General features: G+C 44.2%; 10 protein-coding genes. 8 read left to right on the top strand and 2 right to left on the bottom strand.

The features are described from left to right. Positions 1-9: 9 nt before the first annotated feature. The 5 genes from iolD to iolG are packed head-to-tail and all read left to right on the top strand — an operon-like array spanning position 10 to position 6,934. A complete protein-coding gene (iolD, locus tag Q0993_RS04650) occupies positions 10-1,869 on the top strand; it encodes a 3D-(3,5/4)-trihydroxycyclohexane-1,2-dione acylhydrolase (decyclizing) (RefSeq protein WP_299530163.1) in 1,860 nt (619 codons plus the stop codon). Between the two features lie 15 nt (positions 1,870-1,884). Beyond that, on the top strand, positions 1,885-3,483 hold the full coding sequence (locus Q0993_RS04645) for a solute:sodium symporter family transporter (RefSeq protein WP_299530162.1): 1,599 nt from the start codon (positions 1,885-1,887) through the stop codon (positions 3,481-3,483). Positions 3,484-3,522: 39 nt separating this feature from the next. After that, the gene (locus Q0993_RS04640; RefSeq protein WP_299530161.1) at positions 3,523-4,998 is read left to right on the top strand and encodes a CoA-acylating methylmalonate-semialdehyde dehydrogenase; all 1,476 of its coding nucleotides are present in this window, start codon (positions 3,523-3,525) and stop codon (positions 4,996-4,998) included. 8 nt (positions 4,999-5,006) lie between these two features. Continuing rightward, positions 5,007-5,912 carry a TIM barrel protein gene (locus tag Q0993_RS04635; RefSeq protein ID WP_299530160.1) on the top strand — a complete coding sequence of 302 codons (906 nt, stop codon included), beginning with the start codon at positions 5,007-5,009 and terminating at the stop codon, positions 5,910-5,912. A gap of 14 nt (positions 5,913-5,926) precedes the next feature. Next, positions 5,927-6,934 carry an inositol 2-dehydrogenase gene (iolG, locus tag Q0993_RS04630; protein ID WP_299530159.1) on the top strand — a complete coding sequence of 336 codons (1,008 nt, stop codon included), beginning with the start codon at positions 5,927-5,929 and terminating at the stop codon, positions 6,932-6,934. Positions 6,935-7,047: 113 nt separating this feature from the next. On the opposite strand, the gene Q0993_RS04625 is transcribed toward iolG, so the two are convergent. Further along, entirely contained in the window at positions 7,048-8,994 is a 1,947-nt protein-coding gene (locus Q0993_RS04625) for a metallophosphoesterase (RefSeq protein ID WP_299530158.1), read from the bottom strand. Between the two features lie 290 nt (positions 8,995-9,284). Between Q0993_RS04625 and Q0993_RS04620 the strand changes: the two genes are divergently transcribed. From Q0993_RS04620 to Q0993_RS04610, 3 genes are all read left to right on the top strand, one after another. Then, positions 9,285-10,952 (top strand): L-lactate permease, encoded by a 1,668-nt coding sequence (locus Q0993_RS04620; protein WP_299530157.1) that lies wholly within the window; start codon positions 9,285-9,287, stop codon positions 10,950-10,952. A gap of 17 nt (positions 10,953-10,969) precedes the next feature. Beyond that, on the top strand, positions 10,970-13,840 hold the full coding sequence (locus Q0993_RS04615; protein WP_299530156.1) for an FAD-binding and (Fe-S)-binding domain-containing protein: 2,871 nt from the start codon (positions 10,970-10,972) through the stop codon (positions 13,838-13,840). A gap of 69 nt (positions 13,841-13,909) precedes the next feature. Then, complete coding sequence (locus Q0993_RS04610) at positions 13,910-15,010, top strand: alanine--glyoxylate aminotransferase family protein (RefSeq protein ID WP_299530155.1); 1,101 nt, start codon at positions 13,910-13,912, stop codon at positions 15,008-15,010. A 22-nt stretch (positions 15,011-15,032) separates the two neighbouring features. Here Q0993_RS04610 and Q0993_RS04605 read toward each other — a convergent pair whose 3' ends face one another. Next, a complete protein-coding gene (locus Q0993_RS04605; protein ID WP_299530154.1) occupies positions 15,033-15,983 on the bottom strand; it encodes a bifunctional helix-turn-helix transcriptional regulator/GNAT family N-acetyltransferase in 951 nt (316 codons plus the stop codon). Between the last annotated feature and the right edge of the window lie 266 nt (positions 15,984-16,249).

Below are 16,249 nucleotides of genomic sequence, written 5' to 3'. Positions count from 1 at the left end.
TTGACCAAAATGGAAATAAAACGACTGACGGTTGCTCAGGCCACCATAGAATACCTAAAAAATCAGTATGTGGAAAGGGATGGTATCCAAAACAAGTTTTTTGCAGGTTGTTTTGGGATTTTGGGTCACGGCAACGTCGCCGGTATAGGGCAGGCACTGCATCAAAACCCGGATTTTCCATTTTATGTGGCACGAAACGAACAGGCCATGGTACATACGGCAGCGGCCTATGCCAAAGTGAAAAATCGTTTACAGACCTTTATATGTACTTCTTCCATCGGTCCTGGAGCCACCAATATGGTTACGGGTGCCGCAGCGGCCACCATAAATAGGATTCCTGTTTTATTGATTCCGGGGGATATTTTTGCGACCCGGCATGTGGCCCCCGTTTTACAGCAATTGGAATCGGCAGCTACCCAGGATATTTCGGTCAATGATTGTTTCAGGCCGGTATCCAAATACTGGGACCGTATCAATCGCCCGGAACAATTGATTACCGCATTGCCCGAGGTTATGCGCGTATTGACCTCCCAAGCCGAAACCGGGGCGGTTACTTTAAGTATTCCCCAGGATGTACAGGCAGAAGCATTTGACTTTCCCGCCACTTTTTTCCAAAAAAAGGTATGGCATATCGGCAGAACAATGCCGGATCAAGCCTTTTTGGCCAAGGCAATCGAACAAATAAGGGCAAGCAAAAAGCCTTTGATAGTTTCAGGGGGAGGCACCATCTATAGTGGTGCCACTGAAATTTTGAAAAAATTAGTCAACCGCACGGGCATTCCGGTAGCCGAGACTTTTGCAGGTAAGGGATCATTGAAGTATAATGAACCCCAAAATCTGGGTGCCGTAGGGGTAACAGGAACTCCAGGAGCTGTGGAAATCGCTAGGGAAGCCGATTTGGTGATTGGTCTCGGAACACGGTATAGCGATTTCACCACTATCTCAAAATCGGCCTTTCAACACCCCAAAGTGCAGTTTATCAATGTCAACGTAACCGAGTTCGACTCCTTTAAACATGGAGCATTACCACTAATAGGTGATGCCAAGGCGATTCTTGAAAAAATGGATCAGCAGTTGTCCGAATATAAGGTTAGTACGGATTATTGGGAAAAAGTGGAGAACCTCAATACCAGCTGGGACAATTTTGTCTCCGATATCTATACGGAAAAGAACGAGACCCCAGCTTTTCAAGGTGAGGTCATTGGTGCGGTAAACACGTTTTCCGATGACAATGATATTATGATTTGTGCCGCGGGAAGCCTTCCAGGCGATTTACACAAATTATGGAGAACCCGAAATCCAAAAGGCTTTCATCTGGAGTATGGATACTCCTGTATGGGCTATGAAATCGCGGGGGGGTTAGGTGCCAAAATGGCCCGTCCGGAAAGTGAGATCTATGTGCTGGTAGGCGATGGCAGTTACTTGATGATGTCGCAAGAGATTATTACCTCCATTCAGGAAAGACAAAAATTAACCATCGTGCTCCTGAACAACGATGGGTATTCCAGTATCGGAGGGCTGTCCGCTTCTTTGGGAAGCGACGGCTTTGGTACCTATTACCGCTATCGCAATGCGGAGACCAACCAATTGGATGGAGGATTATTGCCCATAGACTATGCTGCCAATGCGGCCAGCATGGGTGCGCATGTAATCAAGGCCTCCAATGTTGGGGAGCTCAAAAAGGCCCTTAAGGAGGCAAAGACCGTTGATCGCACTACCTTGATTTATATTGAGGTGGATCGCAAGAAAGGCGTTCCCGGTTTTGCTTGGTGGGATGTGGCCGTGGCGGAGGTATCGGAGAAAACCGCCGTAAGTGAATCGTACAAGACCTATCAAAAAAACAAGAAATCCCAGAAGTATTACTTGTAAACCACAACCGACCCGATGAATACCGATTTGATCATTACGTTGGCCTCCTTTATCCTTTTTACGGGAGGAGTGGCGCTCTTTACCTGGTATAGCCTGCGAAGGACCAATTTGGGCTCTTCCGAAGGCTATTTTCTGGGAGGGAGAAGTCTCACCGGAACCGTAATCGCGGGTTCAATGTTGCTGACCAATATCTCTTCGGAACATCTAATCGGCATGAACGGCAATTCGTACGTCAATGGATTCATCGTTATTGCCTGGGAGGTTACCTCGTCCATAGCCTTGGTTATTGCCGCAATTTTTTTCGTACCCAAATACCTTAAGATGGGTCTCACCACCATTCCCCAATTTTTGGAAAATCGTTTTGATGCACTCACACGGACCATGGTTGCCGCCATATTGATTTTCTCCTTTGTCGTTACCCTTTTGCCCATTGTATTGTATTCAGGGGCCATCGGCATTGAAAGTCTTTTCGGAGTTTCGGATTTCTTAGGCGTAGATACCACGCAGGGACTTTGGATTACCGTTGTGGCCATTGGGGCCATTGGGTCTATATATGCAATTTTTGGTGGATTAAAGGCGGTAGCGTATTCCGATACCATCAATGGCCTCGGTCTTTTGATCGGGGGGTTATTGATTCCCATTCTTGCGTTAATGGCCATTGGCGACAACAATATTGTGGATGGCCTGGTAAAGGTTTATGAATTTGCCCCGGAGAAATTCAATGTGATAGGAAAACCTAATTCGGTTTTGCCCTTTGAGGTATTGTTTACGGGATTGATAATCAATCAACTCTATTTCTGGGGGATGAATCAGGCCATTATTCAAAGGGCATTAGGGGCCAAGAATTTAAAGGAAGCGCAAAAGGGATTATTATTGACGGGCCTTTTCAAAATATTGATTCCATTGGTCATCGTACTCCCGGGTGTCATCTGTTACTTTTATTTTCAGGACTCCTATTTTGACCAACAGGATTCCGTGTATCCCCAATTGGTAAAAAAGGTACTTCCCATTTGGTTGATCGGTTTTTTTGCCGCTGTAATTATGGGGGCGGTTTTGAGTACTTTTAATTCGGTTTTAAATTCGGTAGCCACCCTGTTCAGTGTCGATATTGTAAAAAAACATCTATATAAAAGTGTTAGCGATACCCACCTGGTCCGAATCGGAAAAGGAACATCTGCTGTATTGGCTGTAGTGGCCATTTTTGCGGCACCAATGGTTGCCAACGCCTCTGATGGATTATATCAATTATTGCAGGAACTGAATGGTATTTTCTTTATCCCGATAGCTTCAATCCTTTTGGCAGGGTTCTTTATGAAAAAAGTTTCCGCCCTTGGGGCCAAGGTTGCCTTGATTTTTGGTTTATGCTTTTACATTTTCATGACTTGGGGCTATACGGGGCATGGGATTCATTTTGTGCATTTATGGGGCATTGAATTCGTATTGAATGTGGTTATTATGTACGTGGTTTCCTATTTTTACCCAAGAAGGAATTTGTATGAAGTTACCGATGTGGGTGCCGTTAATCTGGCGTCATGGAAGTATACCAAAGCCATGTCGATCGGGTTGTGTACGATTACAATTTTGATATATGTTTTATTGGGCAGCAATGGATAAAAGCAGTTTTTAACTAATACGTATTAAGAATTCAAAAAAATGAGCATTTTAAGAAATTATATAAATGGTGATTGGCAAAGTAGTATATCTAAGGAAACAATTGATGTAGTAAATCCGGCCGATCAGCAGGTTTTGGCAAAAGTACCGTATGGCCCGGATACGAAAAATGATGTGGCCGAAGCTGTAATCACTGCACAAAAGGCGTATAAGGAATGGAGCAAGGTGCCTGTAATGAAAAGGGTTCAGGTTCTATATCATTTAAAATCGTTGCTCGAAAACAATTCGGAGGTTTTGGCAAAAATCATTACGGATGAGTCGGGCAAAACCAAGGCCGAATCCTTTGGGGAAATACAACGGGCCATAGAAAATGTTGAGGTAGCCTGTGGTACACCGATGCTCATGGCCGGTGATGTCATAGAGGATATTGCCACAGGAATAGACGAAATGATGGTTCGCCAACCTTTAGGCGTTACAGCCTGTATTACGCCTTTTAATTTTCCGAGTATGATCGTATTCTGGTTTCTACCTTATGCGATTGCTACTGGGAATGCCTTTATCGTAAAGCCTTCCGAAAAAGTACCTCTGACCATGATGAAGATTTTTGAGTTCATCCATCAATTGGATATTCCAAAGGGCTTGGTCAATCTAGTACATGGTGGAAAGGATTCCGTAGATGCGCTTTTAGAACATCCGCAGATCAAGGCCATCAGTTTTGTGGGCAGTACACCCGTAGCGCGATATATTTATTCCAAGGGGACGGCCAACGGAAAAAGGGTACAGGCACAGGGAGGAGCAAAAAATCCTGTAGTTATATTGCCCGATTCGGATATTGAGATGTCTACAAAGATTATTGCAGATTCCGTTTATGGCTGTGCAGGGCAGCGATGTTTGGCAGCCTCGACCATCATCACGGTAGATGACGCGCAGCGGGAAGTAAAGGATGCCCTTTACGAAACCGTAAAATCAAGGACTACGGGTTATGGGTGGGAAGAAGGGATTAGCATGGGCCCGGTAATCACCCCGGAAAGCAAGACAAGAATAGAGGGATTGATCCAAAAGGGAGTCGATGAAGGCGCCCAAGTGCTCTTGGACGGTAGAAATACCTCAATTTCCGGATATGAAAATGGGAATTTCATTACCCCCACCATTTTGGAGAATGTAGCTTTGGACAAGGAACTTATAAAAACGGAAATCTTCGGTCCTGTAATGAGCCTTATTTCTATGGCGACTATAGATGAGGCCCTTTCGTTCGTTAACAGCGGAGACTATGGTAACATGGCTTGCTTGTTTACGGGAAGTGGGGCAAATGCGAGACAGTTTAGGAACGAGGCCGATGCCGGGAATATTGGCATTAACATTGGAGTGGCGGCCCCAATGGCCCAATTTCCTTTTAGCGGTTGGAAGGATAGTTTTTTTGGAGATCTGCATGGGCAGGGGAAACACGCCATTGAATTTTTCACTCAAACCAAAGTAATTATTGAGCGATGGCCCAGTATATGGTCGCGTAAATTTTAAAAATTGGAATGATTAAAATAGCAAATGCACCCTGTTCCTGGGGCGCCCTGGAATTTGACCTAGAGGAAAAATCCGAGGAAATCGGGTTTGAACAGGTTTTGGACGAAATAAAGGAAACAGGGTATATTGGTACGGAACTCGGTGATTGGGGATATATGCCCACAAATCCCAATCTCTTGCGGCGGGAAATTGAAAAAAGAGGTTTAGAGTTACTGGGAGCCTTTGTTCCGGTGGCCTTGGCCGATAGCGATACTCATGAAACTGGAGTCGATGCCGCATTAAAAGTGGCCCAGTTGATGCATGATGCGGGATATACGAAAGCATTTATTGTTTTGGCCGATGACAATGGGACCGTACCATACCGTACCCAATATGCAGGGAGAATAACCCCGGAAATGGGACTTTCAGAAGAGCAATGGAAGGCATATGCGATAGGTGCCGAAAAAGTAGCCAAAGCGGTGAAGGAAAAACACGGACTACGCACCGTTTTTCACCATCATTGTGCAGGGTATGTAGAGACCCCACAGGAAATAGATACGCTTATGGCCTTGACCGACCCTGAATTTTTGGGACTTTGTTTGGATACAGGGCATTATGCCTTTGGTGGGGGTAATCCCATAGATGCCATAACAAAGTATTCGGACCGAATATGGCACGTTCACTTTAAGGACTATGACCCTGAAGCTGCACGGTTATCCCATCAAGAAAACGGGGACTATTTCGATGCCCTAAAAAAAGGAGTGTTCTGCGAGCTTGGAAAAGGATCTGTAGATTTCAATGCAGTTGTAAAGCTTTTGAAAGATAAGGACTATGGGGATTGGATCGTTGTGGAACAGGATATACTTCCAGGTATGGGAGCACCCAAAAAATGTGCACAGGCCAATAGGGACTACATAAAAACACTGGGATTGTAATTAATTAGAAACAGATGACAAAATTAAAATTAGCCATAGCAGGATTGGGAAGAATCGGAAAAATCCACTTGGACAATCTGCTCCAAACATCGGATGTAGAGGTCGTAGCGGCGACGGATCCCGATGAGGAGTCTTTGCAATATGCAAGGAACAAAGGCGTACCCTATACCACTGATACTTTTGAGGAAATGTTGGGAGGCACCCAAATCGATGCCGTCTTGATATGTTCCCCCACGAATACGCATGCCGATTATGTGGAGTTGTCGGCAAAAGCGGGAAAACATATTTTCTGTGAAAAACCATTGGATCTATCATTGGCAAGGGTTTCGGAAGTGTTACGAATCGTAAAAGAGGCCGAGGTAAAGCTAATGTTGGGTTTTAATAGAAGGTTCGACAAGGAATTTAGGAAGGTTCGGGAATTAGTGAAAAACGAAGCTGTAGGATTACCTCATTTAGTTAAGATTACAAGTCGAGATCCCGGTGCTCCGCCGGTAAGCTACATTGAAAAATCAGGAGGTCTGTTTTTGGATATGACTATTCATGATTTTGATATGGCCCGTTTTGTGGTGGACAAGGAAGTTGAGGAAGTGTACGCTAAAGGCGCTGTTTTAATCGATCCGGCCATCGGAGATGCCGGGGATATCGACACCGCTGTAGTTACGCTAACCTATTCGGATGGTACCATGGCCATCATAGATAATAGTAGAGAGGCCTCCTACGGTTACGATCAGAGGGTGGAAGTCTTTGGATCAAAGGGTATGGTGCAATCCAACAATAATTTTCACGATTCACATAAACTGTACAACGATCGAGGGATACATGCGGCCTTACCCTTACATTTTTTCTTGGAACGCTATCAGGAGGCCTACAAAACGGAAATGAAAGATTTTATTAAGGGGCTTTCAAACGGCACCATGATGCCCGTCAATGGGAATGATGGTCTGCAATCTTTAAAAATTGGACTTGCCGCAATAAAATCCATTCAGGAAAACAGGCCGGTAAAAATATCGGAAATCGGATGATTCGCATTTAGGTATTGGCTCTTCATCGTGTATTTTGAATAGGCAGGGATTTGGCCCCTTTTCATTTCAGAAGTCCAACCGAATCGGTTCGGCTTCTAGCTTCCCATAGGGTTTCAATCTGCCGTTTTGCTATGCAACGGGATTACTTTCCCGGTATTGAGATGTATTTGAAAATGGTCGGAAGGCTCCCCGTTCATAAATTTTTGAAACATTTTTAGCAACTCGATCAGGCTGCTTCGCATCGGGTCATTATCTGAAATTAGTTTTTCTTGTTGTAGGAACGATTGGATAAGAAGCTGGTATTGGTCCAACCGTTCTTGGCCAATATCGTTGAAGGCCAATTCGTCGGCGCTTCTAAGTCGATAGAGATCGAATACTAAATCAAATCCCGACCAATCGTCGAACCGCTCAAAGTCCAGATTTGCCATTTTAGCACCTTCCCGTGCTATTATCCAGTAATCCGAAGTCTTATTCTCCTTGATTTTTTTCAATGATTCTTCAAGACGTTCCGAGGTGTTCGTTTGTGAGAGCACAAGTAATTCTTTACCGGAAATGGGTAAAAGAAAGGAAGCAAATTTAGTTGGCCATTCGGATTTTAGGAATCGTAATCGAATGAGTTCCCTTAAATGCCATGTCATAAACTCATTATAGGTCTTTGAGGTCAAAACCATATTGTTCCAGGCATTTTTGTCATTTATACTTCTCAAAAAAGCGTGCTCCTGTTCATATAGGTCGAAAAATTCATCAAGTTTGGGAACGGAATCCAAGGTTATCGTCTGCACCTCCATAACCGCTTTTTCTTTTATAGTAAGCAGTTTGTAGGCCGGTTTATAAGCAGCCAAGGAGGGCACTTGAACGTTCACCAATGTGTTTCCCTTTTCCGTGGTGGTAATTCCTGTGTCGTTAATATGTATATGACCTCCAAAGTGGAGTTTTAGGCCTGCATCGGCAAATACTTCGGCCACTTTGTTATTGGGAACCCGCCTCAATTGCATTTGACTGCCGACTAATAAATTATCAATTTCAGGAGTAGCACCATTTGTAAAATCGACCATGGGGTAGTGGCTAAAGGCGATGAGTATTTTGCCTTGTCTTTCCGCATTTTTCACCACTTTCCTTACCCAGTCCACGAGGTATTTTTTGGTGTCAAGGAGATTGTCGTGACCCAATCCGGTATTGGGATAATCCTCTGCTCCTCTTTTCTTATCTTTTTTTGCTTTTTTTAGATAGGTATTCGCATCAAGGGCGAGTAACCAGATGCCTTCAATCGGTTCTACCAGATAACTGGTGTCCGGCAAGGGAATAGCATTGGAAGGAAGTAAGCGGCTCCTATTTTTTAAGGACGCCTGTTCCTTGGCCTTTTCAAAAGTATAAGTATCATAGGTATATCCAGAAAACGGGGATTCCCAATATACATGATCTTCTTTGGGAAAAAATCCAAAATCGGCCATAAGGTCCGTACACTCGTAATACCCCAAATTTTGAATATCCCTTGAGACTACTACCGGGTGTTCTTTGGTGGTATCGGCAACATACATCTGCACCTGCGACATAATGGGTTGCTGCTTACCACCTTCCCCAAGGAAATCAGTTTTTCCATCTTTGCGGTTAAACGGCCGTACAACATCATGGTTGCCATGGATTAAATAGAATGACAGTCCATGGTCTTTGGAATAGTCTTCCAATATCCGTTTTAGTCCACGTAGATGGATAGGCTGCCCGTCATCCGAGAAATCCCCAGGTAACAATACATAGTCCACATCTCTTTTGACTATGTCGTCAAGAGCGGCCAAAAACGCGAAGTAATTTTCATTAAAAATCCGGGTGGACCTCAACTGACTTCCCATCGTTCGGATAAGTACATAGTTCCCATTTTTGGGGTTCTTTACCCCAGGGTATTCACTATCCTGAAGTTTACCGTAAACGTCCTGAAGGTGTACATCGGCAATTACGGCAACCCTTAAATTTTCCGGATATATGCCTTTTTTCGGGGCACAGGAAATACCGATTATTAGGATAACGGAGGAGAGTAGGTATTTTACGTTTCTTGGGAAGCTCATACCATTACGAAATAAGTGCTCAGAGTTGGGCTATGCCACATAAAAATAGTGGATATAAAAGGGATAGCCTTATCTATTTTATGCAAAGGTTTGCAATGGAGTCGGATTTTTGTCCATAAAATTTTAGTTTATAGTTTTTGTCATTGGGAATAGGTGTCTAGTGCATTCGGGTTTTCCTTAATTTGGGCTAGGGCACTTGCAAAGAATCTTAAGGACTTTCCGAATATCAGTCCTATTTGTATTATTTTTAAACAGATTGCAAGGGTTTAAATTGTAGAACAAAAACTAAGTTGGACAGGTCATCATCCCTATTGGCATTTCTGGCGGTCGTTCCTATTCTTACGGCCGCCATACTTTTGGTCGGATTAAGAATGCCGGCAAAAAGGGCCATGCCTATTTCTTTTTTGGTCACGATCGGGATTGCTTTTTTGGTTTGGGATATAGCTATTATCGATATCATAGCTTCCACGATTCAAGGACTGTTCATCACTTTCGACATTTTGTATATTGTCTTTGGGGCCATCGTACTCTTAAATCTACTCAAGTATTCTAGGGCTTTAAGTGTAATTCGAGAGGGTTTTGCCAATATCTCCAAAGATCGGAGGGTACAGGTGGTCATCATCGTATGGCTTTTCGGTTCCTTTATTGAAGGAGCGGCCGGTTTCGGTACCCCGGCGGCAATTGTAGCACCCCTGTTGGTAGGTTTGGGCTTTCCGGCTTTTTGTGCGGTAATGTTGGGGATGATGGTGCAGAGTACTGCAGTATCCTTTGGGGCCGTTGGAACCCCTATTTTGGTTGGCGTAAGTGGTGGCATCCAAAGCCCCGAATTTGATGCGGAACTTGCCGCAACCGGGTTGGAACTTTCCGATTATATACAACAGGTTACCTCTCAAGTAGTACTTCTACACGGTATAACCGGGACCCTTATACCAACCCTCATGGTCTGCATGATGACCCGTTTTTTTGGAAAGAACAAATCTTGGAAGGAAGGATTGCAAATACTGCCCTTCACTTTTTTTGGCGGACTTGCATTTACGGTTCCCTATGTTCTTACGGGTCTTTTTCTAGGTCCCGAGTTTCCTTCCCTATTGGGGGCCTTGGTCGCTATTCCTATTGTTGTGATTGGGGCGAAGCGGGGTTTTTTGATTCCAAAAAAGGTTTGGGATTTTGATTCCGCCGAAAACTGGCCTTCCACTTGGTTCGGCACTTTAAAAGTAAAATTGAAGGATGATATTGTCGGGAAAAAGATGCCATTGGCCAAGGCATGGATCCCCTATCTGGCTATGGCGGCCCTATTGGTATTGTCCAGACTTCCACAACTACCCTTAAAGGGATGGCTTGGCAATATTAAAATAGTATGGGCCGAAATTTTGGGTACCTCCATCTCGGCTTCTAGTAGCCCGATCTATTTGCCCGGGACAATTCTGCTGATAGCGGGAACGATTACTATTGGGTTGCATAATATGAAATGGGACAAGGTTCGGATTGCCTTTAAGGACAGTGCAAAAATGTTATTGGGAGCCGGTTTTGTGTTGATTTTTACGGTTCCCATGGTGCGTATCTACATTAACTCGGGAGCCAATCCTGCCGGTATTCCCGGTATGCCCATTGCGATGGCCGAATGGGTAGCGGATACCGTTGGTCGCATTTATCCCATGTTCGCCCCTACCATTGGTGCACTGGGAGCCTTTATTGCTGGTAGCAATACCGTAAGCAACCTTATGTTCGGACTGTTCCAGTTTGGGGTAGCGGCAAAATTGGCAATGCCCTCTTATATAGTATTGGCACTGCAAGCGGTCGGTGCGGCTGCGGGAAATATGATCGCGATTCACAATGTGGTAGCGGCCTCCGCTACTGTTGGCTTCCTTGGAAAGGAAGGTATGGTTTTGCGCAGGACCATTGTACCTACGTTATATTATTTATTGGTGGTTGGTCTCCTGGGACTTATCTTTATTTGATAAACGGCATTATGGGGATGAAGGCTATTTTTAATCGTTTGGATAAATCGTTAAAGGGAGAAGTTTTAACGGACGAATACTCTTTGGGCATGTATGCCACTGATGCCAGTATCTATCAAATAAAACCTTTTGCGGTAGTCTTGCCAAAGGATGCCGAAGATGTAAAAAATGCCATTTCCGTTGCACAAAAGAACAAGATCAGCATCCTTCCCAGGGGAGCTGGAACCAGCTTGGCCGGACAGACCGTAGGCAAAAGCATGATTTTGGATTTTTCCAAATACATGAACGATCTGTTGGAAATAAACGTAACGGAAAAATGGGCACGGGTACAACCGGGCATGGTAAGGGACAATCTCAATGCGGAATTGAAACCCTACGGATTGCATTTTGCACCGGATCCCGCTACGGGGAGCAGGGCAAACGTAGGGGGTATGGTCGGCAACAATTCGTCGGGTACCAAAAGTATTTTGTACGGTAAGACCGTAGATCACATTTTGGAGGCTAAGGTAATACTCGCAGATGGCACCTCGCTAGGCTTAAAGAACTGTTCCTCGGAAGAATATCGTAAAAGGGCCTCACAAAACGATCGTGAGGGAGAGATTTATGCCGTTTTCAAAAAATTGGTGGATACTCATGTTAAGGAAATCAAGAAACGCTTTCCCAAGGTAATGCGAAGAGTCGGAGGATACAATCTGGACGAATTTGTCCATACCGACCAATGGAACCTAAGCAAATTAATCTGTGGTAGCGAAGGCACCTTGGCCACTACCTTGGAACTGAAGCTTAATCTTGTGGATCTGCCCAAGTATAAATCGGTCTGTGTGGCACATTTTGCCGAAATTTTGGAAGCCATTTCCGCGGTAGAATCCATACTGCCGTTTAGCCCCTCCGCTATAGAAATATTGGATAAAACAGTTATCGGCCTTAGTAGGGAGAACCTCACTACAAAAAACCATTGTCACTTTTTAGAAGGAAACCCGGAAGCCATATTAATAGTAGAATTCTACGGAGATACCATGGACGAGGTGATGGATAGACCACTGCAAATGATAGCAGAATTGAAGGCGAGTGGATTGGGTTATGCCTACCCCATTTTCCCGGAAGGCGAAGCCTACGAGGATGTTTGGGTAATCCGTAAGAAAGGTTTGGGATTGATGTTGGGGTTAAAAGGCAACAAAAAGCCCTTGGCATTTATCGAGGATGCGGGAATACCATCCCAACACTTGCCCGAGTATATCGATCAGGTTTTGAAAATATGTGAGAAGAATGGGGCCCAGGCGACGATGTATGCTCACGCCAGTGTTGGGGTAATCCACGTACGCCCCATATTGGATCTTCGATTGGAAGAGGATATCCAAAGACTGAAGGCGATCACCGAAGATACCTTTGAACTGGTAATGAAGTACAAAGGGTCTTGGAGCGGGGAACATGGAGATGGTCTGGTAAGGAGTGCTTATAACAAACGTTTTTTCGGGGAAACCCTATACAAGGTCTTTTTGGATATTAAAAAACTATTCGACCCCGATAACCTGATGAATCCGGGCAAGATTGTTGAGGCACAAACCATTGAACATAATTTACGGTATGGGACGGCCTATCAAGACCAAGCGGTAAGGACAGAATACCAATACCGAGTCGAAGGAGGTTTTGGGGCCTCGGTACATATGTGTACCGGTGTTGGGGAGTGCCGAAAAATAATCGGTGGAACCATGTGCCCCAGTTTCAAGGCCACAAGGGACGAAGAGCATTCAACAAGGGGAAGGGCCAATGCGCTGCGCTTGGCGATGTCCAATCAATTTGGAGAGAAAGGTCTGACCAGCCAACGTCTCCATGAGGTCATGGACCTTTGCCTTTCCTGTAAGGCCTGTAAATCCGAATGTCCCAGTAATGTGGATATGGCGAAGATGAAAAGCGATAGCTTGCAAATGTATTATGATGAACATGGCATTACGCTTAGGGATAAATTGATACGTGATTCCGCAAGGGCCGCGGCGAACATAGCCGGATGGAAGGCCAATATGATCAACCCCCTTCAAAAAACCAAGCTGTTTCGATCGATTTTGGAACGTGCCGTAAAATTCGATAAGCGGAGGAAACTACCCGGTTTTGCCAAACGGCCCTTTTATAAATGGTTCGCTATGCATGCCCATAAAACAAATGTAGGCGACAAAAAAGTGGTGCTTTTTGCGGATACCTATTTGAATTATCACGAACCCCAGGTAGGGATTTCAGCACTTCAGCTTCTGAATTCCTGTGGTTATGAGGTCATTTTGGCCAATGTGGGTTGTTGCCAACGACCGAAAATCTCCCATGGGTTTTTACGGGACGCGAAGAGGGAGGGAGTACGGACAACACAAGGATTGAAAAAATTCTTGGATAAGGGATTAAAGGTGGTGGTGTGTGAGCCCAGTTGTGCCTCGGCCCTAAATGATGATTTGCCGGATATGATTGCCGATACGGAGATGGCGGAACAATTGAAAAATGGGGTGATGATGATTGATGTATTCTTGAGCAATGAATTGGAAAAAGGCCATTTGGACGTACGATTAGAACCCATATCCAAGGCCCTGGCCATTCATGGGCATTGCCATCAAAAGGCACTCTATGGCACTAATGCCATGAAGACATTGGTAAAGGATTCTACAAGGAAAATCCAGGAAATACCATCGGGGTGTTGTGGTATGGCCGGTTCTTTTGGCTACGAAAAGGAACATTACGCCCTTTCCCAAAAAATTGGAAATGAAATTCTGTTTCCAGCAATAAAAAAGCTACACAAAGACCATGAAATTGTGGCATGCGGCTTCAGTTGTCGTCATCAAATAGCACATTTCACGGAGGCAAGGCCCAAACATTTTGTTGAGGCCGTACGGGCTGTAAAAATTAATTGAATATATTTCGGAACATGTTATATCCATCCAAAGAAAACGAAAACTATTAAAATGGGAAAGATCAGCGAAATGAGAACGAGTACGAGGGTTTTAATGGGCCCTGGGCCAAGCGATGTACATCCAAGGGTATTGAAGGCTATGGCTACACCATTATTAGGACATCTTGATCCCGAGTTTTTGGAAGTAATGGACGACATTAAGGTCATGACGCAGGAGACCCTGCAAACCAAAAATTCGTTAACCTTTGTAGTCTCAGCTCCTGGAAGTGCCGGGATGGAAACATGTCTGGTAAATCTATTGGAACCAGGTGATGAAGCAATAATTTGCGTACATGGCGTTTTCGGAAACCGAATGGCGGATATAGCGGAACGCTGTGGGGCGAAGGTCATTAAGGTAGAGGCAGATTGGGGTAGCCCAATACAAGTGGAGGATGTAAAGACTGCACTGGAGAGCTGTACCCCAAAGTTGTTGGCGATAGTGCATGCCGAAACCTCAACTGGTGTGTTGCAACCTTTGGAGGAAATAAGTAGGCTAACCAAGGAAGCAGGGGCCTTGTTTGTAGTAGATGCGGTAACCTCGTACTGTGGCGCGGATTTGAAAGTAGACGAATGGGGTATTGATGCCTTGTACTCCGGAAGCCAAAAATGCCTCAGTGCCCCCCCTGGATTATCCCCGGTTACCTTCAGTGAAGCAGCGATAGATGTACTGGATAATCGAAAGACCAAGGTGCAAAGCTGGTTTTTGGATTTATCCTTGGTAAAGAACTACTGGGCCGGGGCCAAGAGAGCCTACCACCATACGGCACCTATATCGTCCATGTATGCCATGCGCGAAGCATTGCGGATCGTTCTTGAGGAGGGTTTGGAAAACCGTTTTGCACGTCACCGAAGAAATCATGAACTGCTTCGGGATGGATTGGAAGGTATGGGTTTTGAATTTCTGGTACAGGAGCCGTACCGCCTACCCATGTTGAATGCTGTGCGCATTCCCGAGGGGATAGACGATTCCATGATAAGAAGACGATTATTGGAGGAATATAACATTGAGATAGGGGGAGGTCTTGGTCCCTTTGCGGGGAAAATATGGCGTATAGGTCTAATGGGTGAAAGCTCGGATGCCAATCATGTAAATATGTTGTTGGCCGCATTGAGGAGTATTATGTCCCAATAAATTCGTATATCCATTTTTTGGTTTACAGGGGCAAGCACATAATTTTTTCTGTTCTTTTCAAAACTTCCATTTGTTTTGGGGCCTTTTTATCCACAAACCCTAGTTTGTAGTATAATTTATGGGCTTGTGGCATACGCATGGTAGTCTGCAGCCAAAGTTGTTTGGCCAAATTTTCCTTGCATCGACCTATACATCTTTCTATAAGCTTTGTAGCTATCCCTAGGTTCCTATACTCTGGGTCAATAAATAGTTTGGCAAACTCAAATGTATCATCGTCCAATCGCTTTAGCGCAACGCAACCTACAATTTTGGTTTGGTATTGGGCATAAAATAGAAATCCTCCTTTTTTGAGATATGCGTTGTCCGGTTGATTCAGGGTATACGCATCCTCTGCTTCCAAATTACCGTCCAAAACACGTAATAACCAAGGACCGGCCAACTTCTTAAAGCTCTTTTTTAGGCTTGGTCTATAGTCGATTATAGCAATGGTTTTTGGAGGAAGGTTTGGGATTCTTTCATGTATTGGATTCTTACTGATTTCCGAATCGATTCTGTTGAGAATATTCATAAGATCCGGATGGCCACTATTGAAAACTTCCTCCAGCACCTTGGAAAATGATAGCCATAATGGCTCCATTTTTTTGAATATGAGTTTTCCATTATGGGAAAGCGAAGCCAGTTTGGAGCGTTTGTCCAATGGATTGGGCTTAATGATGACCAACCCTTCCATTTTGAGCTCCCTAAGAACGTTTTTAACCGTGATGTGGGAAAAACCAATTTGTTTGGCAATTTCAACAATGCTTTGGGGGGAGTTGGATGTGCAGAGCACGTAGTAAACCGAAAACCAACTTGCTTTGAAAGAAACACCGTTTTCTCTGTAAATTTTATCACCATCCTGTTGCAGTTTCTCGCTAATCCTCCTAAACCGGGATGCCCCTGCCAAATAACCAAGTTTTGTTAATCTATCTGTCATTATACAATTATATATGAAAGCACTTTTGTAAATATATAAAAGTACTTTTATATATTTAACTACATCTGACTTTTTTAAGCAGTTTTCAGTAATATCCTCATGGTCAGGATATGACGTACATGTACTGAATTAATGGTCATCACTGTTGGACTTTATGATTTCGTTTTATCCTTGGATCTGGCCTGTTCTTATGGGGTCCAATAAAAAGCTAGTCAACAGAAACAATTATTAAGTGTATGTAGTACACTCATTTTGTTTTTATATAT

Origin of the sequence: Ulvibacterium sp., assembly GCF_028285715.1 — a bacterium.
Taxonomy (GTDB): Bacteria; Bacteroidota; Bacteroidia; order Flavobacteriales; family Flavobacteriaceae; genus Ulvibacterium.
Note: the sequence above shows the minus strand (reverse complement) of the source record. Positions and strands in the feature narration are given on the sequence as shown.